Raw genomic sequence first — 22,319 nt, 5'->3', positions numbered from 1 at the left:
ACTGCCTCGCCGCAGCGTGCCCGCGCCCCTGTATGCGCTCGGCGCGATCGCGTCTGTCCAGGTTGGGGCGACCGTCGCCCGGCATCTGTTCGCCTTTCTTGGCGCCACCGGGACGGTCTTCCTCCGCGTCGCGTTCGGCGCCTGCATCCTGCTGGCCATCGCGCGGCCACGATGGCCGCGATTCGACGCTCGGCAGTGGCGCGCCATCGTCCTCTTCGGGTTGATCATCGCCGCCATGAACCTTTGCTTCTACCAGGCGATCGCGCGCATCCCGCTCGGGGTGGCGGTCACCATCGAGTTCATCGGCCCGCTCGGGGTCGCGATCATGAGCTCACGCAAGGCGCTCGACTTCGCCTGGGCGGCGATGGCCGCGGCCGGCGTCGTGCTGCTGTCGTTCAGTGGTGGGGCTGTGACGACGCTCGGCCTGCTCTTCGCGCTGGGGGCGGCGGCCGGGTGGGCATCCTATATTGTCCTCAGCCAGCGTGTGGGGAGGCTGGTGCCCGGACCGGATGGCCTGGCCTTCGCGCTCGCCGTGGGCGGGCTCGCGCTCCTCCCGTTCGGCATCGCCGGCGCGGGTAACCGGCTGCTCAACCTGCGCAACCTCGCCCTTGGCCTGATTGTCGCCATCTTGTCATCAGCTATCCCGTTTTCGCTCGAGTTCGCGGCGCTTCGCCGCCTATCGAGGCAGGTCTTCGGCATCCTGATGAGCCTCGAGCCCGCGATGGGAGCCGCGGCGGGCTTTCTCTTTCTGGGTCAGCGGCTCTCGCCTCGTGATTTGATCGCGATCGCCCTCGTGATGGTGGCGAGCGCCGGCGCCACGCGTACGGCACCCCCGCAGGCCGCCACAGATGTCCCCTGATCGCGGAGTTTGAGACGCGCCGAGGGCGGGTACAATCATGAAGTCTTGCCAGCGAAGTTCGCTTCCCCCTTCAATCCCGGTGAGCTGGTGCTCCATACCACGCATGGCCTCAGCCGATACGTGGGAACCCGGGAGGTCGAGGCAACCGACGGGACGATTGCCCAGTATTTTCAGCTCGACTACGCCGAGGGCCATCGAGTCTTCGTCCCGGTGGAACACGTCGCGCGCCTGAGCAAGTACGTCGGCGAAGAGGCGGCCCTGGCGCGGCTGACGACGACTGAGCAGCGCTCGCCATACAGCCGCAGTCAGAAGCCGGCTGCGACCCCGACGCCCGCGCCGGCTTAACCGCCTGCTGACGCCGTAGCACGTCAGGTACGGCTTCACGCGTGTGTCAGGACCCATGCGGTCCCTGATGGGGTGTCCTGTAGCTCGACACCGCACTCGGCCAGGATGGCGCGAATACGATCGGCGTCGTTGAAGCGACGCTCACGCCTCGCCTCGTCACGCAGCGAGAGGAGCAGTTCGACCAGCGGTGCGATTGACCCGCGCACCTGCTCCACCTCCTGTGCATCTGTACTGGCAATATCCGCGAACCGCCCCTGGAGCACGCGCTCCATCTCGACGATGGTCGGGACCAGCCCGTCGACGCACGAACCACCCTGCAATTCGCTCAAGGAAAACGTGGTCCGTTTCCAGACTCGCTCCGAACCGCGCCGTCGAACCGTGACTCCTCCGCGACCTCGCACGGTCACGGATTGCGCGTCGAGATCGATGATGCAGGCGGTGTACTCGTCGACCCCAAGAATGACGATATCGTCGGGCAGCATCGATTCGAGCACACGCAGCCGTGCCTCACCCATGTAGCAGAATCGCGTGTCGTGCGTGCCGCCTTCCTGGTTGTTGTAGTGGGGGATGACGGCGCATCGAACGCCGATTTGCCCGAGCACGTCGAGGCCTGGCGTCCACGAGGGGTCATCGCCAACCTTGTAGATCTCATAGACGGGGAGGGCAAAGGCGCCGAGTCCGATCGCCGCCGCGCTGGCGAATGCGACGCATCCGCCCCGGGCCAGCTTCTCGATCAATCGCTCACCCACGCCGGTGTCGCGCCAGTGGCGTAGAGCGTAGGTAGGGCTCCCCGGACCCGCGAACACGTAATTCGCCTCGCTGAGCTGGGCAAGGAATAGCTCGAGCTCCGGCGCCGTGGCCCGCCCGCTGTGCCGGAGCGAAGCCAGCTTGATTTCGAGGCCCACGTGCTGCCGGAAGTAGTCGCTGATCCGGGCGACCAGGTCATCGGCGTTTGGCTGGAAGCCGAAGGGCGTGTCGAGGAGGACGGCGGTAGGTCGTGGGTTACCGACCCGCGCGGTCAGCTCCTTATGGACAGACGTCATTGTCGGGCTCGTCTCGCCGGAGCCGAAAATGGCGATCAGCCGCGAAGGAAAGGTCCCCGTTCGGTCCACAGCAGAAATGCTACGCAGATCGAATCCTGCGGCGCGGCCGGGAGTTCGCAGGGCAAGAAGAAAGCCCGAGCCTCGAGGCCCGGGCTCGCGACACGAAGGTTGCTTAAGCCTTGACCGGGATCGGCATGATGCCGAGCTGGTTCAGGGTCTCGACCTGGTCGAAGTAGAGCCGGTATTCAACGACGAGATCATTCTCGAACTTGATGAGCTGCACGCCGTGGTTGACGACCTTCCGGTTGGTCGGGGAGATGTCGCCGAACGGGCCGGGGAGGGTGCCACGGTGTGTACCCTCGAAGGTGTACTGCTGAACGACCCAGGGGCCGCTGACGATCTCGTGACGTACGGTCATGCGCGCATCCGGGAAGCTCTTCATCCAACCGATGAGATAGCCGGCGAATTGGTCCTTGCCTTCGAACCGAACGTCGCCCGGGGCAGTGAGCCGGATCTGCGGTGAAACCAGGCGCCAGATGGCGCTCTCGTTGTGCGCGTTGAACGTGTCATTGAACGTCGTCGCGAGAACTTTGGGATCGGTCATAACGATAGCCATAGGAAATTTCCTTTGAGCCCTTCTAAGACCTCCTGGCCCAGCCGCCGGGCGGACCTCATGCGGGGAGCCATTTTGCAGGCTCCGCCAGCATCGCGCGTCTGACTACCTGTATGTACCCTTCAGAGGCGAGCTTCACTCGCTGTGAGAATCGTCAGCACACTATGCTTTGTCGGGGGCTCCCACGAGGACAAGGCAGTACCCTCGGCCTTTTTCGGTGACCGGGTTGCACCAGGCCGCAAAAGGAGACAGGTTCTGCCGCATTCGGGTGATGTCGGTCCGGAGTTGCTCCGCCGAAGCGTCAGTTCCCCATTCCCCAGGTTTGGGCAAGGATCTCCTCGGCACGGAAATACTGATTGGGACTGGCCAGGAAGATTTGCAATAATTGTTGCGTTTGAGCCGGGCCTGATCTTGCAGACATTCAGCCCGACCCATTGAGAGATTCGCTGAGGATGAAGGGAAGGGGCAAGGGGACGACCCGATAGCACGGATTCTGATCGTCGATGACGAACCTGACGTCCGGTACCTGATGCGGCTGATCTTCGAGAGCGCCGGCTACCAGGTCACCGAGGCCCGCCATGGCGTGGCCGGCTTGAAGTCGGTCAAGGCCAGGCAACCGGACCTCGTGACCACGGATGTCATGATGCCAATGATGGACGGCCTGGAGTTCATCGAGCGCCTGCGTGGCGACCCGGAGACGGCCGCGATCCCGATCCTGGTCGTCAGCGGCAACTCCGAACTGGCCATTGCGGCCAACACCCGTCTAGGAAAACCATTCGACCCACAGGCTCTCTTGCACGCCGCGGCCCTCCTTATCCGCGAGAATGGCGGCTGACATGGCCCGACTGCAAACCGGCATTGCGGACCTCGATGTGATTCTCGGCGGCGGACTCGAGCCGGGCTCGCTCGTCATCGTGGCCGGGGCCCCCGGCACGGGCAAAACCATCCTGGCCCAGCAGATCTGCTTCGCCAATGCCACGCCCGAGCACAAGGCTCTCTACTACACCACCCTGTCCGAGCCGCACTCCAAGCTCGTCCGGCACCTGGAGCCCTTCGAGTTCTTCAAGCCGGCGGCGCTCGGCCACAGCGTGGACTTCATCCATCTAGGCGAGCTGGTGCAGGAAGCCGGCCAGGACGGGCTGGAGCCCGTCGTGTCCGAGGTGGTCCGGAAGTGCTTTGAGACCCGGCCGGCGGTTGTGGTGATCGACAGCGCCAAGGCACTGCGCGACTTCGTGAGCGAGCGGGAGCTGCGGACCGCGCTCTATAGCCTGGCGAGCCGCGTCGCGCACACCGACGCCGTCCTGCTGTTGGTGGGTGAATACACGCCGCGGGAGATCGAGGGCGGGGTCGAGTTCTCCCTCGCGGACGGCATTATCCAGCTGGCCTACGAGCCCCATGAGCCGGTGGACCGCCGCTGGCTGCGCGTCGTGAAGCTGCGCGGCGGCGACCACCTGGTCGGCAAACATTCGTTTCGCATCCGGCAGAAGGGCTTCGAGGTGTTTCCCCGACTGGAGACACTGGCGCCAAACGGCACCGTCGAACCGGATGGGCCCGTCGCCAGCGGCGTGTCCCGGCTCGACGAGTTGATGGGTGGGGGGATCCGTGCCGGGCAGGCCACCGTGGTCCTCGGACCGTCTGGCGCCGGCAAGACCATCCTCGGGCTTCGCTTCGCCGCCGAGGGCCTCGAAGCAGGAGAGCGCTGTCTCTACGTCTCCTTCCAGGAAACAGCCGACCAGCTCGCCAAGAAGGCCGCCAGCTTCGGCTGGGACATGGCGAAAGCCCGGGAATCGGGGCAGCTCTCCATCCATTACGTTCCGGTTGGCGAGCTGGATCTCGATACGATCGCGGCCGCCGTCCGCCGGGAGCTGGTCAAAGGCTCGGTTCGTCGGGTCGTGGTCGACAGTCTTGCGGAGCTGGTGTTTGCGGCCCGCGAGGCGGAGCGGTTCCCCGCCTATTCCCGCAGCCTGGTGGGATGGATCCGCGCCGCCGGCGCCTCGGTCCTGATCACTAGCGAAACGACCACCCTCGGACCGATGACGGAGCCGATCGGCGGGTTGTCATTCCTTTTCCACAACGTCATCATGCTCCGCTACCTGGAAATCGGCTCGGAACTTCGCCGGGCGATCAACATCATCAAGATGCGAACCAGCAACCACGACAAGGGCGTGTTCGAGTACGTGATCGACAAGCATGGGCTCACGATCAAGGACCGCTTGGAGGGGGTCACCGGCGTCCTCGGATGGAGCGCGCTGAGGAGCAAGAGTTGAGCGCGGACGATCCGCCGCCGCCAACCGCGCAGCCTGACCGGGATCCCTATCCGGGCGAGCAAAACACCCGCCTCAGCGGAGCCTGGACCGCGGTCGTCATTGGATTGCTGGCGCTGGTGCTAATCCTCGTCTTCATCCTTCAAAACCTACAGAGCGTCGAGATCTCGTTCCTGGTCTTCCACGGTCATCTGCCACTAGCTGTTGCGCTGCTATTCGCCGTGATCCTCGGCGCGACCATCGTCCTGGCCTTCGGCGGAGCTCGCATCATGCAGTTGCGCATGGTTGCAAGGGCTTCCCGTCGCCGAGGCGTCAGCTCGAGCCCGCCTGCCGACTGATCAACGCCAACCCTGACCGTTAGGTGGATTGCGTAATCCTGATACCACTCCCCGCGCAACATCTTTGCGCACTATGTCGCCGATCAATGATTCTGTCCGTTTTGGGGACCCAACGATTTTGATCAAGCTGGTGTACTGCATCACCCGGCGACCCGGAATGACGCTCGAGGAGTTCTCACGATATTGGCGCGAGGTGCACGGTCCAATCGGCCGGCGCATTCCTGGGCTGCGGCGGCTCGTCCAGAGCCATCGGGTTCCGGATCCGGCGGACACGGCCTTCCCCGATTTCGACGGCATGGCCGAGCTCTGGTTCGATGATATGGCCGCACTAGAGGCCGCCCGGCGCTCGCCCGAGTGGCAGGCCTCGAGCGCAGACGAGGCGAATTTCATCGATGGAACTCGGACCGCGAGCTTCGTCGCCGAGGAGCGGGCGATCCCGTGTTAGAGAGGATTCCGAATCCTCCAGGCGCGCGGATGAGTGCATTCCGGTGTGAGCACGCCTGAACGCGGTGAGTCGATGTCTAGCCGCACTTGGACTGTTTTCGGTTTCGGCGGCCGCCAAGAGGCTTCACTCAGGCTCGCGTCGTATCTCTGCCAACCACGCCTGAGCCCCGTCGGAGTCGATCGTGACGTCGAACAACGCCGGTTCGATCGAGTCGATCGACCAGCCAACCGCGAAGGCGCTCCTCAGCTCCGCATTGGAAACCCGGCGGGGGCCCCAGTCGCCGGGCTGGCGATCGCTGAAACACATCATGTAGTACATGCCACCCGGCCGAAGGGCAGAACGGAGGCTCTGGACAAAGATCGGGCGTTGTTCGTCGTCGAAGACGTGGAAGACCCCACTGTCGGTAACCACGTCGAAAAGCAGCCCGAGTTGCTCGAGGTGGAGCGCGTCCGCGACCTTCAAGGTCGCCCTGATGCCGCGCGCTTTCGCCTTGGCTCGAGCACGCTCGATCGCAAGTTCGGCGATGTCGACTCCCATGGCGTCAGCACCATGCTGCGCCGCAAGCATTACGTGTTCTCCGGTTCCACAGCCTACGTCGAGGGTCCGCCCCATCAGCTTGCCGGCCTGCGCAAGCCGCACGAACTCGGGCTGGGGTCGGCCGATGTCCCAGGGCGGCGATCCTTCGTAGGCACTATTCCACTGGTGTCGGTCGGCCACCGAATCAGCTTAGCCGCGAGGAGGCGCGGTGACGCACCTCCGGCGTGGGAGCTTCAACCCAAGCCCCCTGAGGAGGTCGAGGCTGAGGCTGCCGCTACCACACCACAGCAGCCCACCGCCGACCCCGACTCTCGCCTGGCTCGCAAAGGGGTGGTTCGGATCGCCCACCTCTAGGCCGCAACCGCTTGTTGAGGGTGAAATCGGGGCGGCTGCCCGACGCAATCCGAACCAATCGCAGCGATGAATATCCCTCCCCCCCCACCAAAACCGGCTCGCCCGACCGCTTCCCTAAACCTCGTGAGGTTGAAATCCCTCTCAGAACGACACGGCGTGTCGGTCGCCGCGGTCGCCGTTGCCTGGACGCTGAGCTGGCCGGGCGTCAGCGGCGCCATCGTCGGGGCCCGCTGTCCGCGGCAGGTGGACGGGTGGATCAGTGCCGGAAACCTGACGCTTGATGCCACGGACCTGGCGGAGATCGCCGTCGCGGTCGAACGGACCCAGGCCGGGTCCGGGCCCACCCAACCCGCGGTCAACGAGCGCTACGGCAACTGGCTCGAGCATGGGCTCGACCCATCGTCGCTGGAAGGCGCGATCGCGCGGATGGTGTTGCCGGCTAGCCGCTGATCAGGGTTTCGGGGCAGGCTTCGAGGCCGCCTGTTCAGCGGTGCGCACCAGGGCGTGGGCGATCGCTTCGACGACTGACTCCTCGTGCGGGCGGATCGTGTTTCGCGCTTCGCGTTGCAGTCGCCTCGGCACCATGTCGTGAATCACCTGCTCCACGACCCTGGCCCACTCATCGGTCAGGATGTGCGTCAACTCGTGCACCATGACGACATCGCCGCGTTCCACCAACACGTCCTGGCGGAACTGGAGTTCCGCTTCGAGGAATGTGGGGCTGATCTCCGCGTAGCCTTCCGCTCCCCGCAGCTTCGGCTTGTATGACGTCCGAATGGTCCAGGCGGCGAGACCCATCCGCTGCACCCAGGTCGCGAGCCGCCCTTCGAACCATTCGGGTGGTCTGAGCTCGCGGTGCCCCGGAGCTCGTTCCGGCGTTTTCGTCTGTCCCGCGTCAACGGCTTGTTGTCGCTCCGGCTCGCTCATAGCCGAATCCTAGTCGACGAGAATGCGGGCAAGCTACCGATTGCCCAGGCCGCGCGGCTCAGCCCGAGCTTGGAGATGCCTAGATACTGTGAAACCCTGCGCTGCCGTAGCAAGCAGCGGACGGCCACCACGTTCCATGCGGTGATCAGCGTGCCGGGGCAGCCCGACTACGTCTGGGTGGCCTGCGCCGACTGCACCGGCCTGATGATCGAGGACTACGCGACGTAGCTGTCACCGGTTTCACAGGGTCGCGACCCGAATCGAGTTGTACTCAGTATGGAACAAGAACGGGCTAGCATAAGCACCCACGCGATCATGGATAAGGTCCGCGAGATGGGCCTCTATCCCGTCGTCGTCGCCGAAGGTCGATTCACGTCATCGAAGCGGCTGGCACATGCGATGGAAGTCGCCTACAAAGCGCTGTCCGCGCCTGACATTCGCATTGCGGAACCCGTGCGTCCGGGTCAGGGCATTACCGCAGTAACCATCAGCTCGACCGGCCCGGCAGCCTCCTAAAACCTCGCGATCGTCTGCCCGGTTCGAGCTAGTAGCCCGGCGGTCGTCGGAAGCCGCCGGTGATCGTGGAGAGCGCGTCGGCTACCGCCAGCAGGCGCGATTCACCCCACCGTTTTCCTACCAGCTGAATCCCAATCGGCAGACCGGCGTGGTCCAGCGTGTACGGCAGCACCACGGCCGGGTGGCCGGTGTAATTGAACAGGGCGCCATGTGCACTGACGGTCCAATACGAGACCTCCTGGCCGTCGACCTGCAGGGGTGATCCAGGATCGCAGTGCGGGAACGCCGTCGTCATGGAAGCTGGGCAGAGGAGCACGTCCCACCGGTCGAAGAATTGCTCCCAGGCGATGATGGACTGGTCGCGCCGGTCCAGCGCTTCCACGTACTGGGCGAGCGTCGCCGGTGGTTCCTGCCCTCCCGGCTGGACGGCGCCGATCATCATTCCAACCAGCGCCCCGCCGCCGGCGAGCTCCTGGTTGAAGTCGAGCGATGGCAGTGGGGCTTCCTCAACCACCCGACATAGTGGAGCAAGCGTGCTGGCCACCTGTGCGATCGCCGCGCGGATTTCTGCCGCGACCGGGATGGCCGCAAACGTTGGGGCAACGGCGATCCGAAGGTCTCCCAGCTCGATCGCGGCCGCGGGGCCGACCGGCACCGGGGGTACGTCGGTATCGAGGCCATCCGGCCCAGCGATGATCGAGTACAGCAGCGCCAGGTCGTCGACGGTGCGCGCCATCGGTCCGATGGTCGACATTATTCGGAGCGGTCTGGGCCCTGGAAGGCCGGGAATCAGCCCGGTGAGGGGGACGCGCCGCTCGGTTGTCTTCAGGCCGAATACGCCGCAGAAGTGAGCAGGAAGTCGAATCGATGCGGAAAGGTCGGTGCCGACCTCAAATGGCGTCATTCCAGATGCCAGGGCAGCCGCCGCCCCACCGCTGGAACCGCCCGGAGTGCGCGCGATATCCCATGGGTTGTTGGTGCGGCCGAAAATCGGATTGATGGTTTGAAAATCGGCCAGCATCACCGGCACGTTCGTCTTGCCGATGAGAAGGCCGCCCGCAGCCTTGAGACGGGCGGCAACCGCCCCATCCTCTTGAGGTACGTAGTTGGCGAGCGGCGGGAACCCGGTGGTCGTCCGCAGGCCCGCGGTCGCATGAGCGTCCTTCAGCGTGAAGGGCACGCCGTGGAGCGGTCCCCAGTTCTCCCCGCGAGCCAGGGCCTCATCCGCTTCCCGCGCGCGTTCAGCCGCGTGCTCGGCGTCGAGCGTAATGACGGCGTTCAACGCGGGATTGTGTGTTGCGATCTGGGCTAGATGCCCACTCAGGACTTCCGTGGCCGAAACCCGACCTGCCCGAATTGCTCCGGCCAGCTCGGTAGTACTGGAGAAAACGCTATCGGTCGTGATCGTTGGTGCTGGTGTCTTGGCTTTCATAGTGGCTAGCGGACGGCAGTGTTGGCGTTTGAAGCAGTCTTGCTCATGATCGCCTCCTTCTGTGCGATGAGTTCTCCGTGCGCAGGGCGTCTAACCAATTGGACACCCGATGCCAGCGCCACAACCCAGCGCGATCACCGTCGTCTTCTGCGACGTCCAGGGGTTCGCCGCCGACGCGGTGACGGTGGGCGCGCTTGCACGGCTGCAGCTGGCTGCCCGCCGCCATCAGTGCCAGGTCAGGCTGAGGGGCGCATCGAACGAGCTCCGTGAGCTCGTGGCCTTCATGGGGTTGCGCGACACCCTGCCCTGCTGCCGCGATCAGTCGATGTGATCGGGCAGGCCGAACAGGGGAAACAGCTTCGCGGTATCGAGGAAGAAGGTGAACTCGACGATGCGGTCCTTCGCCGTCTCGACCACCAGGAGAGCCCAGGGATCGCGGCCAAGTCCGGATTCGCTCGGCTTGTACTGTCCGAAGGCCACCGAGCCGTTCGCCCCGGTCGTGGGTAGGAGCCGCGAGCCGCGACAGCCGATGCCCGGCCCGAACCACCATGTAAGGATGTTCTCTCGGCCCTGCAGCCAGAGGTCGTACGGCGGCATCGACTGCTTGGCGTCCTCCTGGATCAGTGCCGTGAGCGCGCTCAGGTCGTAACGCTCGAAGGCCTGGACGTAACGCGCGAGGAGCTGCTTCCGAGCCTCGTCCATTTCCGGGATGGGATCGTTCGAGCTGACGCCGCTTGCCTCCAGCGTCTCGCGCGCGCGTTGCAGAGCGCTGTTGACGGATGCCACACTGGTGTCGAGGAGCTCGGCCACCTCCTTGGCTTTCCAGCGGAGGACCTCACACAGGATCAGCACGGCCCGCTGTCGGGCAGGGAGATGCTGGAGCGCCGCCACGAAGGCGAGACGGATCGACTCCCGCGTGACCGCGAGGTCGGCCGGATCACCAGCCTCGGCGAAGACGCTGTCCGGGATGGGCTCGAGCCAGGCAACCTCGGGGAGCCAGTGGGCGTTCTCCACAACCGGGGCCTGGGCCGGGCCGAGGTCCATCGGACGGGCTCGGCGGTTGCGCCCGTCCAGCATGTCGAGGCAGACATTGGTGGCAATCCGGTAGATCCATGACCGCACGGCCGCCCGCCCCTCGAAGCGCTCGAAGCCTCGCCAGGCACGCAGTAACGTCTCTTGCACCGCATCCTCCGCCTCGAACGGCGAGCCGAGCATCCGGTAGCAGTAACCGGTCAGCTCGGAACGGTACGCCTCGAGCTGGCTCTCCAACTCGATCGGCGCGATGGTACGAGACGGAACCTCCACCGGGGTCATCCTACGGCTTAGACGGTGACGAGGGCCTGAAATCATCTGCGTTTAGCGAAGAACCGCAGCGCAAAGCCACCGGCAGAGCGTCGCGTCCGCACATCGGTGACGGCCAGACGCCCGAGCAATGCCTCCAGCTGTCCGGGGCCCATCATTCCGGTGCTGCGCGGCCCGTCATGGTGCCCATGGTGCAACGGTGCGCCGTGGAGCAAGTCATAGCCGACGAAATAGCCGCCCGGGCGGATAACGCGGATGGCTTCGGCCGTCGCCCCGGCCCAGTCACCGACATGGTGGAGCATCGCAAAGGAGAGCACGACGTCGAAGCGGCCATCGGCGAACGGGAGGGCCGTGGCGTCGACCCGTTGCGCCGTCGCTCGCGGCCCGAAACGCGCGAGGCTCCGCTGCGCAACGGCGACCATTTCGGGGTCGTAGTCCGTGGCGACCAGTCGGAGCGCGGGAAACTTACGGAGCAGTTGCGCCGCCATGGCTCCGCTACCGCTGCCGATCTCAAGGGCTTCACCGCTTGGCGAGAAACCCTGTAGGGCCCAAGGAAGCAGGACCCAACGGGCGAACGCCCGGTATGGCGGGCTCGTGCAAAAGCTCCTGGCAAGCGCCGACATCTCAGGCATCGCGACTATGTTGTCAGGTTAGAGTGCGTGGATAGTGGCGCAGGCTGATCCGTGCTAAGCGTCTGCCCGGGATGCGGCCTACAGCGCCCCAGCATTGGCCTGGATCTAGATCGAAAGGCCAATGCCTCCGGGGATTGTCGCGCCGTGATGAATGAGATGACGTACTACACACTCGCCCACGGCGATCCCAAATTCATCCACCAGCACCTGGTCGACGCCTACGGGGCCCAGCACGTACGCCAATCGAACCCAACCATCGGGGCGGCGTTCGCGCTCGCCGGCCTCTACCTCGCCGTTGAATTGGGGTTCACCGGCCGCCAGGTCCAGAAAGCTCATATGCGGATGGCCCGGAGATCGAAGCAGTGGCCCCGCTTCGTCCCGCCCGAGCATGTCGGGCCGCTGACGGTGGCGGACGTGGTGGCGGTTGAGCCTGGGCCGCGTCGAGACGAGAGACTGATGGAGTGGTGCGCCAGCGTCTGGAGCGCCTGGTCACCGGAGCATGTCCGCGTGAGACAGATGGTTGCGGCGACCGATGATTTTGGCGCCGGGAGGAGGTCGTAAGAGCATGAGTTCGGTCACGTGCCAGATCTCGATCTCGCTCGACGGCTTCGTCGCCGGGCCGAACCAGGGGCTGGAGAACCCGATCGGCGAGGGTGGGCTGCGCCTGCACCGGTGGGTATTCGAAACCGCCAGCTGGCGGGAGCAGCAGGGGGAGGCCGGCGGCGCGGATAGCGTCGATTCGGACGTGGTCCGCGATCTCTTCACGAATGTCGGCGCCTACATCATGGGCCGCAAGATGTTCGGCGGCGGCGAGGGGCCATGGGATGAGACGTGGACCGGCTGGTGGGGCGACGATCCCCCCTACCATGTGCCGGTTTTCGTCCTGACGCACCATCCGCGTCCGCCGTTACCGATGCAGGGCGGCACCACCTTCGCGTTCGTGACCGACGGGACCCAATCGGCGCTCGAACAGGCCCGGGCGGTTGCCGGCGACAAGGACATCGTCATCGCCGGTGGCGCGCACACGGTGCAGCAATTCCTGCGAGCTGGTTTGCTCGACGAGCTCTCTCTGCACATCGTGCCGGTCATCCTCGGTGCTGGTGAGCGCCTGCTGGAGAACGTCGGGGATCCCACCCTCGAACCCGTGGACGTCATCGCCTCACCGGCGGTCACGCACGTGAGGTACCGCATTGTTCGCTAAGCTGCCCAGGTGAGCCGATTCATCGATGTGAGCCATCCGGTGGTGGAGGGCATGGAAACGTACAGGCCGTTGCCCACGCCGCGCGTCGAGGTGCTGAACGACTATGACGCATCGCGGTACGACGGCAAGGCGGAGTTCCTGATCGCCTCGTTTCACTTATGCGGCAACACGGGGACATACGTCGACTCGCCGCGCCATCGGTTCCGGGAAGGTGCGGACCTTGCTGCACTTCCCCTCGACCGCCTCGCCGACCTTCCCGTCGTCGTCGCCGACGCCACGGGCGCCGGTCGCGCGATCGGCCCTGACGTCCTGCCAGACGGCGACCTGCGCGGCAAGGCCATTCTTGTGCGCACCGACTTCTCGCGCAACTGGGGCACCGACAGCTACTTCAGTGGCAGTCCGTATCTGACAGCCGCCGCATGCAGGAGGCTCGTTGACGCTCGGCCGGCCCTGGTCGGGATCGACGCATTGAACATCGATGACATCTCCGACATGTCGCGACCAGCCCATACGCTCTTGCTCGGAGCCGGCATCCCAATCTGTGAGCACATGACGAACCTCGGGTCGCTGACGTCAGGTGCGGGACGTCTGCACGCCGTCCCAATCGCCTGGGTCGGCGGCGGGACGTTCCCGGTGCGGGCATACATCGTCGCGACATGATGGCCGATGTCTTCCGCCATTTCTACGACTATCACTTCAGTGAGAACCGGAACATCTGGGATGCGTATGTCACGTCGCTCTCCGATGAGCAGTTCACGCAGGACGTGGGCTACTCGCACGGATCCGTCCGAAACCAGATCCTGCATCTCATGAGCGTTGATGACGCCTGGTTCAGCGGATTGCGAGGCGTCGAGATCCCAGACTCGCTCGACCCGGCCACCCTTGTGGATCGGAAGAGCATTCGTCGTCACTGGGACGCCGTCGAGCAACGGATGCGCGAGTATCTTGCGGAGCTACGCGACGACACGCTCTTCGAGAAGCCGTTCGCAGAGGGGGAGGACAAGGATCTCGTCGCCTGGCAGGTGCTGCTCCAGGTCGCCAATCACGGCACCGATCATCGAGCACAACTGCTCAGGCTGCTGAACGATCTGGGCGTCAAGACCGTTTCTCAGGACTACATCTTCTACGTCTACGACCACCCTACCCTGGATCTCGCCCAGAAGGGGCGTGAAAAATAGGGATACGCTTGAGGTAATCCGTCAGTCGGTCAGGCGAGGAGATCGGCGGATATTTCGTCTGGGACGTCGCCCTCGGCGGACCTCTGCTGCGCGCTACTTTTCCCCTGCGGTGTGAGGCACCGGCTCGTTCTCAATCGGGCCTTCCCCGGCCGATTCGCTGATCTCCTCGGACAGGCGCGGGAGAGCCTCCGCGTGGACCTCCCCGGACGGGCTCGCGGATAGTGGCGTATCTTCCCCGCGTTGCGCCCGGTAGAAGGCACCGAGGAGGACGTTGAGCAGCCCCGCGACCGGGACCCCGAAAAGTGCGCCGAGAATGCCCCCAAGCTCGGCCCCGATCAAGAGAGCCGCCATGGCGACCAGTGGATGAATTCGGGTGGCGGAACCCATCACGCGGGGTCCAAGGATGTACGCCTCGATCGCGTGGCCGCCGACCGCCGCAACCAGGGCCAGAAGCCCAACCACCGGTCCCTTGAAGACGAGCGCAATGAGCACCGCCAGTCCCATTCCGACGGGCGCGCCGATCAGCGGGAGGAACTCGAGGAAGAAGGTCAGGATCCCGAGAACCACAGCGTAGGGGACTCCGACCACCGTCATCGCCACGCCGGTGTACGTGCCCATGACAAGCGACATGAGCAACTGGCCCCGCGCGTACTGGCCGAACGTGGTGCCAACCGCCAGGAGCGTGAAGTCGTAGACCGCTTCGTGCCCGACAAAGAGCTTGCGCATACTGGCGATCAGCTGGCGGCCTTCCACCAGGAGGTAGATTGAGATGACGAGCACCAGGAGGATGTTGATCAGCGTTCCCAGCGTCCCGCTCAGGATCCCGAGGACCGATCCGAGGACGGCGCTGCTGATCGCGGCAGCCCCGCTCGGAAGACTCAGCTTGAGCGGAATGCCCGCGCTATCGATCGCGTCCTGCAGGTAGCGGATGAAGGCGATGGCTCGCGATTCCAGCGCCGGTAATTGCTTGGCCTGGCCGATCAGCGCCGGTGTCACGAGCGCGATCACTCCGGCGATCAAACCGATGATGACGATGTAGAGCACCAGCACGGCGACGAGCCGCCGACTTTTGAAGATGGCTAGCATCTCCATCCGGTCGATCACCGGCGTGAGCAACAAGGCGATGATCCCGGCGAAGATGAACAGCAGGACAACGTTGAAGAGGTGGACGATGAGGTACTCGCTCTGGTGATAGAGCATCACCGCCGTGAGCGCGATCAGGAGATAAACGAGGATCCGGACCGGGCGCTCGAGGTGGCGCCAGGCCCTGGTCAAGACCCGTTGGTCATCCGCCATGGGGCCCAGTCTCGCAGACCAGCCCTCGGTGAGGAGCGGGGGCGCTACCTCACTGGGTGGGATTCCGGGGTTTTGCGCGTCCGCGTCGCGGCGCCGACGCCGGATGGCCGATGGCGTCGCGGCTTTGCCGGAGTCATGTACCGTTCGGCCCAGTCGCCCAGCCTGAGGAGGCCGGGGCCAATCGCCCGCCCACTCTCAGTCAGCTCATAGAGGACGCCAAGCGGCGGCCCATCGAGCACGGTCCTGTCGATCAAGCCGGCCCTGGCCAGCTCGTTGAGACGGTCGGACAGCATGCGTTCGCTGATCCCGGGTATCGTCCGCGCCAGCACGGCAAACCGGGCCGGACTCTGGAGCAACAGGCCGAGGATGACGCCCGACCAGCGCTTGCCCAGCAGAGTGAAGGCTTGCGTCAGGCGCTCATCACACTCGAGCGCCTGGGCGCCCACCTTGCGATTCACGCGGTCAGTGTAGCGCTGCCCGCCAATTACTGCAGGAACTTGCGAAAAGTAAGCTCCGGGTGTTACGTTGCCCCCACGATCCGATCAAATAGGAGGGCGATGGATGGGAACCTGGACCTTTGATCCACTGCACACGCAAGTCGAGTTCTCGGCAAAACACCTGGGAATGATGACCGTTCGAGGTAACTTCACCGAAGTGGCGGCGATCGGTGACGTCCACCCCGACCACCCGGAGCGTTCGAAAATCGACGTCACCATCCGGACGGCGAGCATCCGCACCCACAACGAGCAGCGGGACAACGACCTACGCCAGTCCTACTTCCTGGAGGTCGAAAAGTACCCCACGATCACGTTCAAGAGCACCAAGATCGAGCCGAAAGGGCCGGACCGGGGCACGATGACCGGCGATCTCACCATCAAGGGCGTGACCCATCCCGTGACCCTCAATGTGGTCAAGTACGGCGAATTCAACGATCCGGGGATGGGCCACCGGATTGGCTACGCGGCAGAGACCAAGATCAATCGGAAGGACTTCGGGATGAGCTTCGACATGATGCTGGACGGGAAATTCGTGGTCAGCCACGATATCCAGATCAACATCGAGGGCGAGCTCGTCGAGGTCGAGGACAAGGTGGCGGCCGGCACCAAGAACTGACCGCCGCCTGTGGCGTTATTTCAGGTCTTGGCGGGATAGCGGCTTACGACGATGGCGTAATAGACCAGCGCCAGCAAGATCAACGGTACGATCGCCGAGGTCGATGAAAACCCGATCATCTGGATGATTTCAGCCACGAAGGCGATCGCCAAACCGTAGATCGCGAGCCGTTTGCCGCTCTCGTTCCCCTGGTACATCTGCCAGCCGCCGATCGCGGCCATCACGTCGGCGACCAGGTTGAGAATAACGCCGATCAAGGCAAGGAAGAAGACTCCAACAAAGGCAGACAGGGCGGCGCCAAATCCTAGCAAGCCGAGCAGTGCCAGGAACACGAATAACGCGCCGAGGCCGCCGAGGATGGCGACCACGAGGCCAACCACCTTGGCGTCGAGGTTGAGCTTGACCGGTGGATTCTTGGCGAACGGCGGGTTGACGAGCGTGTCGAGTGCGGCCATATTTCCTCCGTCCGAGTTATTTGCCGTCATAGTAGACCTGCCACACTAAACGCTAGTGTCATATCGGGCTGCGGTCAGCGGTTGGCACGATTTCTACACCCTCGCGGGCACGGCTTCGGCAACACTCGTGGGCCTCCTCTTCGTGGGCCTGTCATTGCACCTGCGGGTCGTGATCGCGAGTCCTGAGGTGCGCAGCCTCGCCCGCGTGACGCTGGCCAATTTCGGCGCAATTCTCTTCGTGACCCTCTTCATGGTGATCCCCGACGATGAGTCGACAGCCGCCTTTGCGCTGATCGCGTCCGGTGTGGCGAGCCTCGTCATCGCGGCGCCGAGCCTGGTTGCCGCAGCTCAACGTGGGGGGCGGAGCCTGCAAATGCAGCGGCGCGATCGGGCCCGCCTCATCCTGCGTTTCGGATTGAGCGCTGCCAGCTTCGTGGCGATCATCGTTGCTGGCGGACTGCTTTTCTCGTCATCCTCGTCGGCGTTCACCTGGCTGGTTGTGGCCATCCTTGTCTTATTGATCGTCTCCTTGCGCAATACCTGGGACTTGTTAGTTACTGTTGGAGACTTCACCCTCAGAGATTGACAACAGCCACGCCGTACTCAGCCTGGAGACGACCCGCAATCAGCGAACGGTGACAGGCCCTGGCGTCGCGCTCGACGCACAGCAGCGCGGACGTCGCATCGTCAGGTAGCGATTCGAGGAACGCTCGCAGGTCGACCTGGTCGAGCACCTCGCGGAGGTAGCGGCGCCGGTAGTCCTCCGCCAGCTCAACGCGCGAGCGTTTGCCAACCTTGAGACGGTCGTCTTCTCGGTATTGAAGCTGGCGCAACTCCGTGGTGGGCGCCAGGTCGGGTAGATGCCGGTACTCGATCCCGTCCTGCTCGAGCGCCGCCTGCAGCCGGAGCGAGTTGGCCCAGGCAAACTCGCGGCCGCGGACGCCCCGCCGCTGCCGGACATCGACCACCATCGCAACCCGATGACGCGTGAGCTTATCGAGGAAGTCGTCGAGGCCCGATTGATACACGCCCACCGTCGCGATCGTCCGCAGAGAAGGTCCCTCTTAGGTGACGCTGACGACCGTTGCCTGCCGCTCCCCTCCAGGGGTCTGGAATGTGACGGTGTCGCCAGCCCGGTGGTCGATCAGGGCGCTGCCCAGCGGTGATGCGATCGACATCAGCCCGCGCGCCATGTTGCCCTCGCTCGGACCGACGATCTGATAGGTGGATTCGCCGAACTCGTCACGGACCACGACCGTCGAGCCGATCCGGGCGACACCCTTCGCGGCGCTCTCCTCGACGACCTGCGCCCGCGTGAGGGTGGCTTCGATCGTCTGGATGCGACCGTCGAGCATCCCCAGGTTCTGCCGGGCGTCGTGATAGGCGAAGTTCTCGCTCAGATCCCCCTGCGAGCGGGCCGCTGCGACTTCCTCGACCATTGCGGGACGGCGCCCGCGCAGCTCAGCCAGCTCGGCCTTGAGGGCCTCGAAGCCGAACGCGGTCATGGGAATGCGCGCGTCACTGTCCCTGGAGGTAGCGATCGATCAATCGTATCGGGAAATGGAAAGGGAGGCGCCGACGAGGATTCACTCGAGGCCGGCGGGCGCGTCGTTCACGATCGTGAAGCCTGCGTCGATCCGGCAGCCGCCCTGACCTAGTTCCATGGTGGCGCTGACGGGGCAGTAGCGCGTGGTTGCGAGATCGATCGCCCTCTTCACCGAAGCCACGTCGAAGGATCCATCGCCGCCAACGACGAACTGCAGGTGGATGTCCGTGAAGGCCTTCGGCCATTCGGGCTGCTGCGTCCCTTCCACACGGATGAACAGCGAGCGCAGTGGCTGATGCATCTTCTGCAGGAGTGAGACCGCGCTGATCGCCGAGCAGGTGGCGAGCGAGCCCAGCAGCACCTCGCAGGGCGTCATTCCGCGACCCTGTCCCAGCGGCGGCGCCTCATCGACCGTGACGACCTGCCCGCGAGGACCCGTGATGTCGAACTGGAATGGCGTGCCGGACCAGCGGGCGGTGACCGTCGCGAGGTTAGCCGGCTGGATGGCTGGCCTCACGGCGAGCACTAGCGTGTCGAACGCCGCGGCGACACCGTCGATCGTCTGCACGTGACGTTTTACGGTTTGCGCGCGGGCCATTGTCAGCCCGGGCAGCTCGGACGCGATCCGGTCGGGCGCGTACAGCACGCTCGGGTCCTGGGGACCGCCGTGGCCGGCGGCGCGATTCTCGAGGTCGTGCCCGACGATCAGCAGCCGTCCACCGGGGCGAAGCGCCCCAGCCGCCTGGTCGAGGACGCCGCGCCGGGCAGCGGGCGGGAGGTGCAGATACAGGATGACGACAAGATCGAACGCCGCCACGGCTGGTCGGTATTGGGTCAGGTCCGCGTGCACCCACTCGACGTCCACGCCGCTGCGTTGGGCGATTGCCGCGCCACGGTCGAGGGCCACCCGCGAGAAGTCCACCGCGGTGACCTGCCATCCTTGCTCCGCCAGCCAGACGGCATTGCGCCCCTCGCCCGTGCCCAGGTCGAGCGCGCGGCCCGGCTCGAGCCCGCTGATCTCCTCGACCAGGAACTGGTTCGGTCGTTCCGTCCAGAGGAGGGTCGCGCCTCGATAGCGCTCATCCCAGTCCTGCGCCTCCATCTCAACTATTCTCTCCCGATGAGGGCATCGCTAGCGAGCGCAGGCATGGGAATAGATGGCGCTCCGCGCGCGTTTCCGGTTGTGTGCCAATGAAGACATCGGAGTTGCAGCGGTTCCGTGCGGAGAAGAACGAGGTGTTTGCCAAGGACCCGCACTCGCCGTTGACGTCCGAGCAACGGCGCGCGTTCGGTGGGCTGGCCTATTTCGACGAGAATCCACGACTCGTCATCCTCGCCAGTGTTGATCGTAATGTTGAGCCCGATGAGGTGCGCATGGCGACCACGGGCGGCGAGGAACAGGTCTACCGTCGCTATGGTCTCGTGCGCTTCCAGGTGGACGATCAGCCGGCACAATTGGTCCTGTATGCCTCAGATGATTCAGACGAGCTCTTCATCCCGTTCCGGGACGCCACATCGGGGCACGAGACTTATCCCGCGGGCCGCTATCTGGAAGTGCACGCCCACGGCGACGACGTCACGATCGACTTCAACTACGCGTACAACCCCAACTGCGCATACGACCCATCCTGGAGCTGTCCCGTGCCGCCTCCGGAGAACTGGCTCAAGGTCCCGATCCGCGCCGGCGAGAAAACGTTCGCGGGCGGGCATGACACTACGTCCTAACACCCGTTGAGCGTCCAGAGCGCCGGCCTCGTTCTCTATCGCCGACACGACGGGAAAGTCGAGGTGCTCCTCGTCCATCCGGGGGGGCCGTTCTGGCAGAAACGTGACGAGGGTGTGTGGTCGATACCGAAGGGTGAGCTCGCCGAGAAGGAAGCAGCCTTCGACGTGGCCCGGCGCGAATTTCAAGAGGAACTCGGGGCGCCCCCACCTGGAGGTCAGATCACATCGCTCGGCGCCGTGCGGCAGGCGGGAGGCAAGATCGTCCATGCTTGGGCTGTGCTGGGCGACCTCGACGTCACCCGGACGACCAGCAACACGTTCGAGCTGGAGTGGCCGCCGCGGTCCGCGAAGATGCAGACGTTCCCTGAAGTCGATCGGGCCGCATGGTTTGACCTGGACACCGCGCGTCGCAAGCTGATACCCGCCCAGCGCGCTTTCATCGATCGCCTGGAGGAGCAGCTGTGACGTTTGCTGAGCTGAGCGGCTACCTCGACCGGCTCGAGTCGACCAGTAGCAGGAACGAGCTGGTAAAGACGTTGGCTGAGCTGTACACGAAGAGCTCGCCTGACGAGATTCAACCGCTGACCTACTTGATCCAGGGGCGGCTGGTTCCCTTCTTCGAGCCGGTCGAGATCGGCCTCGGCGAGAAACTGGTGATCGCGGCGATCGCCCAGGCGTTCGGGACGCCCGGTGAGGAAGTCGCGAAGCTCTTCGGCCGGCTCGGCGACCTCGGGTTGGTGGCGGCCCAGCTCGCGGAGCGCGGGTCGAGCGCCTCGCCGCCCGTCGCCGAAGTGCACGCCCGGTTGATGGAAATTGCCGTTGCTGCCGGCGCCGGGTCGGTCGAAAAGAAGCGCTCGCTCTTCGCCGCCTTGCTGAACCAGGTCGACCCGACGTCCGCCAAGCACCTGGTGCGGATCGCCCTTGGTCGCTTGCGGCTCGGCATCGGCGATCCCACGGTGCTCGATGCGCTCTCGTTTGCGAAGAAGGGCGACAAGTCGCTTCGGCCGGTGCTCGAAGGCGCGTACAACCGTGTGTCCGACCTTGGCCTGATCGCCAGGACCTTCTGGTCCGGTGGCGAAGGCGAGGTCAACGCGCTGAAGATCACGGTCGGACGGCCGATCCGGAGCCAGCTCGCCGAGCGCCTCCCCAACCCGGAAGCGGTCATCAAGCGGCTCGGATTGGTCGCCGTCCAGCCGAAGTACGACGGCATCCGGGTGCAGATCCACAAGAACAGCTCGGCTGTGCGCGTCTTCTCGCGCAACCTCGAGGATTACACCCTCATGTTCTCCGAGCTCACCGCGGCCGCCCAACAGTTGACGGACGAGACGCTCATCCTCGACGGTGAAGCGATCGCCTATAGCAAAGAATTGGAGGAGTACCTGCCCTTCCAGTTGACCGCGAGCCGGCGGCGGCAGCACGGCATCGAGCAAGCCGCCCAGGATCTGCCGCTGGTCGCCTTCATGTTCGACATCCTCTACCGCAACGGCCGCGACCTGACCGAGATGCCCTACGAGGAGCGGCTCGCGCTGGTCGATGACGTGATCGCCGGCTCGACCGTGCTGCTCCCTGCTCCAATCATCAAGACCGACTCGGTCGAAGTCCTGACCAAGACGCTCCTTGACTCGATCAGCCAAGGCCTGGAAGGCGTCGTCGTCAAGCGACCGGATTCGAAATACCAGGCGGGCGCCCGCAACTTCAACTGGGTCAAGCTCAAGCGCCATACGAGCGGGGAGCTCAACGACACCGTCGACCTGGTCCTGATCGGCTACTACTTCGGAAAAGGCAAACGGGCGGAGTTTGGAGTGGGCGCGCTGCTGGGGGGCGTCTACGATGCGGAAAACGACCGGTTTGCCAGCATCACCAAGCTTGGGACCGGCTTATCCGACGCTGAATGGCGGCAAATCCACGAGCGCGCGGACAAGCTGCAGGTCGATCAGCGGCCGGCGCGGGTGGATTCGATCCTGGTGCCGGATGTGTGGCTCAAGCCGGAGGTGGTGGTCGAAGTGATGGCGGACGAAATCACGCCGAGCCCGAGGCACACCGCCGGCAAGATCGGGGACGAGCCTGGGTTCGCGCTTCGTTTTCCGCGAATCGTCTCCTTCCGCAGCGCGGACAAGAGGCCTGAGGACGCGACGACCGTCAAGGAGATCGCCGAGCTGTTCGCGCAGCAGCGGCAGCGTAAGCAACCCGCCTGAGGT

At 64.7% G+C, this 22,319-nt stretch carries 31 protein-coding genes and 1 pseudogene; 19 read left to right on the top strand and 13 right to left on the bottom strand.

Features of this window, described 5'->3' with window-relative positions; genetic code table 11:
* Positions 1 to 16 precede the first annotated feature (16 nt).
* On the top strand, positions 17 to 859 hold the full coding sequence (locus VHK65_01820; protein HVS04889.1) for an EamA family transporter: 843 nt from the start codon (positions 17 to 19) through the stop codon (positions 857 to 859).
* Positions 860 to 904: 45 nt separating this feature from the next.
* Complete coding sequence (locus tag VHK65_01815) at positions 905 to 1,204, top strand: CarD family transcriptional regulator (GenBank protein HVS04888.1); 300 nt, start codon at positions 905 to 907, stop codon at positions 1,202 to 1,204.
* Positions 1,205 to 1,239: 35 nt separating this feature from the next.
* On the opposite strand, the gene VHK65_01810 is transcribed toward VHK65_01815, so the two are convergent.
* The gene (locus VHK65_01810; protein ID HVS04887.1) at positions 1,240 to 2,247 is read right to left on the bottom strand and encodes a hypothetical protein; all 1,008 of its coding nucleotides are present in this window, start codon (positions 2,245 to 2,247) and stop codon (positions 1,240 to 1,242) included.
* 172 nt (positions 2,248 to 2,419) lie between these two features.
* Complete coding sequence (locus VHK65_01805) at positions 2,420 to 2,863, bottom strand: ester cyclase (protein HVS04886.1); 444 nt, start codon at positions 2,861 to 2,863, stop codon at positions 2,420 to 2,422.
* A gap of 430 nt (positions 2,864 to 3,293) precedes the next feature.
* Here VHK65_01805 and VHK65_01800 point away from each other — a divergent pair, with 430 nt between their 5' ends.
* The 4 genes from VHK65_01800 to VHK65_01785 all read left to right on the top strand — a co-directional run bounded on the left by VHK65_01800 (position 3,294) and on the right by VHK65_01785 (position 5,907).
* Positions 3,294 to 3,695 (top strand): response regulator, encoded by a 402-nt coding sequence (locus tag VHK65_01800; protein HVS04885.1) that lies wholly within the window; start codon positions 3,294 to 3,296, stop codon positions 3,693 to 3,695.
* 1 nt (position 3,696) lies between these two features.
* Complete coding sequence (locus tag VHK65_01795; GenBank protein HVS04884.1) at positions 3,697 to 5,127, top strand: ATPase domain-containing protein; 1,431 nt, start codon at positions 3,697 to 3,699, stop codon at positions 5,125 to 5,127.
* Positions 5,124 to 5,462 carry a lipopolysaccharide assembly protein LapA domain-containing protein gene (locus VHK65_01790; protein HVS04883.1) on the top strand — a complete coding sequence of 113 codons (339 nt, stop codon included), beginning with the start codon at positions 5,124 to 5,126 and terminating at the stop codon, positions 5,460 to 5,462. The genes VHK65_01795 and VHK65_01790 overlap by 4 nt, the downstream gene beginning before the upstream one ends.
* 130 nt (positions 5,463 to 5,592) lie before the next feature.
* On the top strand, positions 5,593 to 5,907 hold the full coding sequence (locus VHK65_01785) for an EthD domain-containing protein (protein ID HVS04882.1): 315 nt from the start codon (positions 5,593 to 5,595) through the stop codon (positions 5,905 to 5,907).
* Positions 5,908 to 6,030: 123 nt separating this feature from the next.
* Here the strand turns inward: VHK65_01785 and VHK65_01780 are convergent, their stop codons facing one another.
* Positions 6,031 to 6,624: a class I SAM-dependent methyltransferase gene (locus VHK65_01780; GenBank protein ID HVS04881.1), complete on the bottom strand. Its 594-nt coding sequence runs from the start codon at positions 6,622 to 6,624 to the stop codon at positions 6,031 to 6,033.
* Positions 6,625 to 6,927: 303 nt separating this feature from the next.
* On the opposite strand from VHK65_01780, the pseudogene VHK65_01775 reads away from it, so the two are divergent.
* Positions 6,928 to 7,149, top strand: a pseudogene (locus tag VHK65_01775) (aldo/keto reductase).
* Positions 7,150 to 7,248: 99 nt separating this feature from the next.
* Here VHK65_01775 and VHK65_01770 read toward each other — a convergent pair.
* Positions 7,249 to 7,725, bottom strand: coding sequence for a hypothetical protein (locus VHK65_01770; protein ID HVS04880.1), 477 nt, complete (start codon positions 7,723 to 7,725; stop codon positions 7,249 to 7,251).
* A 75-nt stretch (positions 7,726 to 7,800) separates the two neighbouring features.
* Between VHK65_01770 and VHK65_01765 the strand changes: the two genes are divergently transcribed.
* Together VHK65_01765 and VHK65_01760 are read left to right on the top strand one after the other, a co-directional pair.
* Positions 7,801 to 7,953 (top strand): hypothetical protein, encoded by a 153-nt coding sequence (locus tag VHK65_01765; GenBank protein ID HVS04879.1) that lies wholly within the window; start codon positions 7,801 to 7,803, stop codon positions 7,951 to 7,953.
* Positions 7,954 to 8,040: 87 nt separating this feature from the next.
* Positions 8,041 to 8,241 (top strand): hypothetical protein, encoded by a 201-nt coding sequence (locus VHK65_01760; GenBank protein ID HVS04878.1) that lies wholly within the window; start codon positions 8,041 to 8,043, stop codon positions 8,239 to 8,241.
* A gap of 28 nt (positions 8,242 to 8,269) precedes the next feature.
* Here the strand turns inward: VHK65_01760 and VHK65_01755 are convergent, their stop codons facing one another.
* Positions 8,270 to 9,673, bottom strand: coding sequence for an amidase family protein (locus VHK65_01755; protein HVS04877.1), 1,404 nt, complete (start codon positions 9,671 to 9,673; stop codon positions 8,270 to 8,272).
* Between the two features lie 109 nt (positions 9,674 to 9,782).
* Here VHK65_01755 and VHK65_01750 point away from each other — a divergent pair, with 109 nt between their 5' ends.
* Positions 9,783 to 10,004, top strand: coding sequence for an STAS domain-containing protein (locus tag VHK65_01750; GenBank protein ID HVS04876.1), 222 nt, complete (start codon positions 9,783 to 9,785; stop codon positions 10,002 to 10,004).
* On the opposite strand, the gene VHK65_01745 is transcribed toward VHK65_01750, so the two are convergent.
* Both VHK65_01745 and VHK65_01740 read right to left on the bottom strand, forming a co-directional pair.
* Positions 9,992 to 10,978, bottom strand: coding sequence for a sigma-70 family RNA polymerase sigma factor (locus VHK65_01745; protein HVS04875.1), 987 nt, complete (start codon positions 10,976 to 10,978; stop codon positions 9,992 to 9,994). The genes VHK65_01750 and VHK65_01745 overlap by 13 nt on opposite strands.
* A gap of 41 nt (positions 10,979 to 11,019) precedes the next feature.
* The gene (locus VHK65_01740) at positions 11,020 to 11,607 is read right to left on the bottom strand and encodes a class I SAM-dependent methyltransferase (GenBank protein ID HVS04874.1); all 588 of its coding nucleotides are present in this window, start codon (positions 11,605 to 11,607) and stop codon (positions 11,020 to 11,022) included.
* Between the two features lie 51 nt (positions 11,608 to 11,658).
* On the opposite strand from VHK65_01740, the gene VHK65_01735 reads away from it, so the two are divergent.
* The 4 genes from VHK65_01735 to VHK65_01720 are packed head-to-tail and all read left to right on the top strand — an operon-like array spanning position 11,659 to position 13,986.
* Positions 11,659 to 12,168, top strand: coding sequence for a DUF5946 family protein (locus VHK65_01735; protein HVS04873.1), 510 nt, complete (start codon positions 11,659 to 11,661; stop codon positions 12,166 to 12,168).
* A gap of 4 nt (positions 12,169 to 12,172) precedes the next feature.
* Positions 12,173 to 12,808 (top strand): dihydrofolate reductase family protein, encoded by a 636-nt coding sequence (locus VHK65_01730; protein HVS04872.1) that lies wholly within the window; start codon positions 12,173 to 12,175, stop codon positions 12,806 to 12,808.
* A gap of 9 nt (positions 12,809 to 12,817) precedes the next feature.
* The gene (locus VHK65_01725) at positions 12,818 to 13,468 is read left to right on the top strand and encodes a cyclase family protein (protein HVS04871.1); all 651 of its coding nucleotides are present in this window, start codon (positions 12,818 to 12,820) and stop codon (positions 13,466 to 13,468) included.
* Positions 13,465 to 13,986, top strand: coding sequence for a DinB family protein (locus VHK65_01720; GenBank protein ID HVS04870.1), 522 nt, complete (start codon positions 13,465 to 13,467; stop codon positions 13,984 to 13,986). The genes VHK65_01725 and VHK65_01720 overlap by 4 nt, the downstream gene beginning before the upstream one ends.
* A 93-nt stretch (positions 13,987 to 14,079) precedes the next feature.
* Here the strand turns inward: VHK65_01720 and VHK65_01715 are convergent, their stop codons facing one another.
* Positions 14,080 to 15,282 carry an AI-2E family transporter gene (locus tag VHK65_01715; GenBank protein ID HVS04869.1) on the bottom strand — a complete coding sequence of 401 codons (1,203 nt, stop codon included), beginning with the start codon at positions 15,280 to 15,282 and terminating at the stop codon, positions 14,080 to 14,082.
* Between the two features lie 44 nt (positions 15,283 to 15,326).
* The gene (locus VHK65_01710; protein HVS04868.1) at positions 15,327 to 15,740 is read right to left on the bottom strand and encodes a helix-turn-helix domain-containing protein; all 414 of its coding nucleotides are present in this window, start codon (positions 15,738 to 15,740) and stop codon (positions 15,327 to 15,329) included.
* 103 nt (positions 15,741 to 15,843) lie between these two features.
* On the opposite strand from VHK65_01710, the gene VHK65_01705 reads away from it, so the two are divergent.
* On the top strand, positions 15,844 to 16,395 hold the full coding sequence (locus VHK65_01705) for a YceI family protein (protein ID HVS04867.1): 552 nt from the start codon (positions 15,844 to 15,846) through the stop codon (positions 16,393 to 16,395).
* Positions 16,396 to 16,415: 20 nt separating this feature from the next.
* Here the strand turns inward: VHK65_01705 and VHK65_01700 are convergent, their stop codons facing one another.
* A complete protein-coding gene (locus tag VHK65_01700) occupies positions 16,416 to 16,850 on the bottom strand; it encodes a hypothetical protein (GenBank protein HVS04866.1) in 435 nt (144 codons plus the stop codon).
* A gap of 55 nt (positions 16,851 to 16,905) precedes the next feature.
* Between VHK65_01700 and VHK65_01695 the strand changes: the two genes are divergently transcribed.
* Positions 16,906 to 17,436: a hypothetical protein gene (locus VHK65_01695; GenBank protein HVS04865.1), complete on the top strand. Its 531-nt coding sequence runs from the start codon at positions 16,906 to 16,908 to the stop codon at positions 17,434 to 17,436.
* Here VHK65_01695 and VHK65_01690 read toward each other — a convergent pair.
* The 3 genes from VHK65_01690 to VHK65_01680 all read right to left on the bottom strand — a co-directional run bounded on the left by VHK65_01690 (position 17,426) and on the right by VHK65_01680 (position 19,498).
* A complete protein-coding gene (locus tag VHK65_01690; GenBank protein HVS04864.1) occupies positions 17,426 to 17,884 on the bottom strand; it encodes a DUF488 domain-containing protein in 459 nt (152 codons plus the stop codon). The two genes, VHK65_01695 and VHK65_01690, sit on opposite strands and share 11 nt — an antisense overlap.
* Before the next feature lie 30 nt (positions 17,885 to 17,914).
* A complete protein-coding gene (gene greA / locus VHK65_01685; protein HVS04863.1) occupies positions 17,915 to 18,355 on the bottom strand; it encodes a transcription elongation factor GreA in 441 nt (146 codons plus the stop codon).
* A gap of 81 nt (positions 18,356 to 18,436) precedes the next feature.
* A complete protein-coding gene (locus tag VHK65_01680) occupies positions 18,437 to 19,498 on the bottom strand; it encodes a methyltransferase domain-containing protein (GenBank protein HVS04862.1) in 1,062 nt (353 codons plus the stop codon).
* Between the two features lie 89 nt (positions 19,499 to 19,587).
* Here VHK65_01680 and VHK65_01675 point away from each other — a divergent pair, with 89 nt between their 5' ends.
* The 3 genes from VHK65_01675 to VHK65_01665 are packed head-to-tail and all read left to right on the top strand — an operon-like array spanning position 19,588 to position 22,316.
* The gene (locus VHK65_01675) at positions 19,588 to 20,121 is read left to right on the top strand and encodes a DUF1684 domain-containing protein (protein HVS04861.1); all 534 of its coding nucleotides are present in this window, start codon (positions 19,588 to 19,590) and stop codon (positions 20,119 to 20,121) included.
* Between the two features lie 6 nt (positions 20,122 to 20,127).
* Complete coding sequence (locus tag VHK65_01670) at positions 20,128 to 20,586, top strand: NUDIX domain-containing protein (protein ID HVS04860.1); 459 nt, start codon at positions 20,128 to 20,130, stop codon at positions 20,584 to 20,586.
* A complete protein-coding gene (locus tag VHK65_01665; GenBank protein ID HVS04859.1) occupies positions 20,583 to 22,316 on the top strand; it encodes an ATP-dependent DNA ligase in 1,734 nt (577 codons plus the stop codon). Before VHK65_01670 ends, VHK65_01665 begins: the two co-directional genes overlap by 4 nt.
* Positions 22,317 to 22,319 lie beyond the last annotated feature (3 nt).

The sequence above is a fragment of the Candidatus Dormiibacterota bacterium genome (assembly GCA_035544955.1).
Lineage (GTDB): Bacteria > Chloroflexota > Dormibacteria > CF-121 > CF-121 > CF-13.
This window is presented reverse-complemented; position numbering and strand designations above follow the sequence as displayed.

What these genes read in the sequence shown, in the direction of transcription:
- VHK65_01805 (HVS04886.1), bottom strand. Translation starts at nt 2,863, where the DNA reads ATGGCTATCGTTATGACCGATCCCAAAGTTCTCGCGACGACGTTCAAT.
- VHK65_01705 (HVS04867.1), top strand. Translation starts at nt 15,844, where the DNA reads ATGGGAACCTGGACCTTTGATCCACTGCACACGCAAGTCGAGTTCTCG.
- VHK65_01795 (HVS04884.1), top strand. Translation starts at nt 3,697, where the DNA reads ATGGCCCGACTGCAAACCGGCATTGCGGACCTCGATGTGATTCTCGGC.
- VHK65_01715 (HVS04869.1), bottom strand. Translation starts at nt 15,282, where the DNA reads ATGGCGGATGACCAACGGGTCTTGACCAGGGCCTGGCGCCACCTCGAG.
- VHK65_01700 (HVS04866.1), bottom strand. Translation starts at nt 16,850, where the DNA reads ATGGCCGCACTCGACACGCTCGTCAACCCGCCGTTCGCCAAGAATCCA.
- VHK65_01730 (HVS04872.1), top strand. Translation starts at nt 12,173, where the DNA reads ATGAGTTCGGTCACGTGCCAGATCTCGATCTCGCTCGACGGCTTCGTC.
- VHK65_01720 (HVS04870.1), top strand. Translation starts at nt 13,465, where the DNA reads ATGATGGCCGATGTCTTCCGCCATTTCTACGACTATCACTTCAGTGAG.
- VHK65_01810 (HVS04887.1), bottom strand. Translation starts at nt 2,247, where the DNA reads ATGACGTCTGTCCATAAGGAGCTGACCGCGCGGGTCGGTAACCCACGA.
- VHK65_01675 (HVS04861.1), top strand. Translation starts at nt 19,588, where the DNA reads ATGAAGACATCGGAGTTGCAGCGGTTCCGTGCGGAGAAGAACGAGGTG.
- VHK65_01760 (HVS04878.1), top strand. Translation starts at nt 8,041, where the DNA reads ATGGATAAGGTCCGCGAGATGGGCCTCTATCCCGTCGTCGTCGCCGAA.
- VHK65_01740 (HVS04874.1), bottom strand. Translation starts at nt 11,607, where the DNA reads ATGCCTGAGATGTCGGCGCTTGCCAGGAGCTTTTGCACGAGCCCGCCA.
- VHK65_01680 (HVS04862.1), bottom strand. Translation starts at nt 19,498, where the DNA reads ATGGAGGCGCAGGACTGGGATGAGCGCTATCGAGGCGCGACCCTCCTC.
- greA (HVS04863.1), bottom strand. Translation starts at nt 18,355, where the DNA reads ATGACCGCGTTCGGCTTCGAGGCCCTCAAGGCCGAGCTGGCTGAGCTG.
- VHK65_01755 (HVS04877.1), bottom strand. Translation starts at nt 9,673, where the DNA reads ATGAAAGCCAAGACACCAGCACCAACGATCACGACCGATAGCGTTTTC.
- VHK65_01750 (HVS04876.1), top strand. Translation starts at nt 9,783, where the DNA reads ATGCCAGCGCCACAACCCAGCGCGATCACCGTCGTCTTCTGCGACGTC.
- VHK65_01765 (HVS04879.1), top strand. Translation starts at nt 7,801, where the DNA reads ATGCCTAGATACTGTGAAACCCTGCGCTGCCGTAGCAAGCAGCGGACG.
- VHK65_01770 (HVS04880.1), bottom strand. Translation starts at nt 7,725, where the DNA reads ATGAGCGAGCCGGAGCGACAACAAGCCGTTGACGCGGGACAGACGAAA.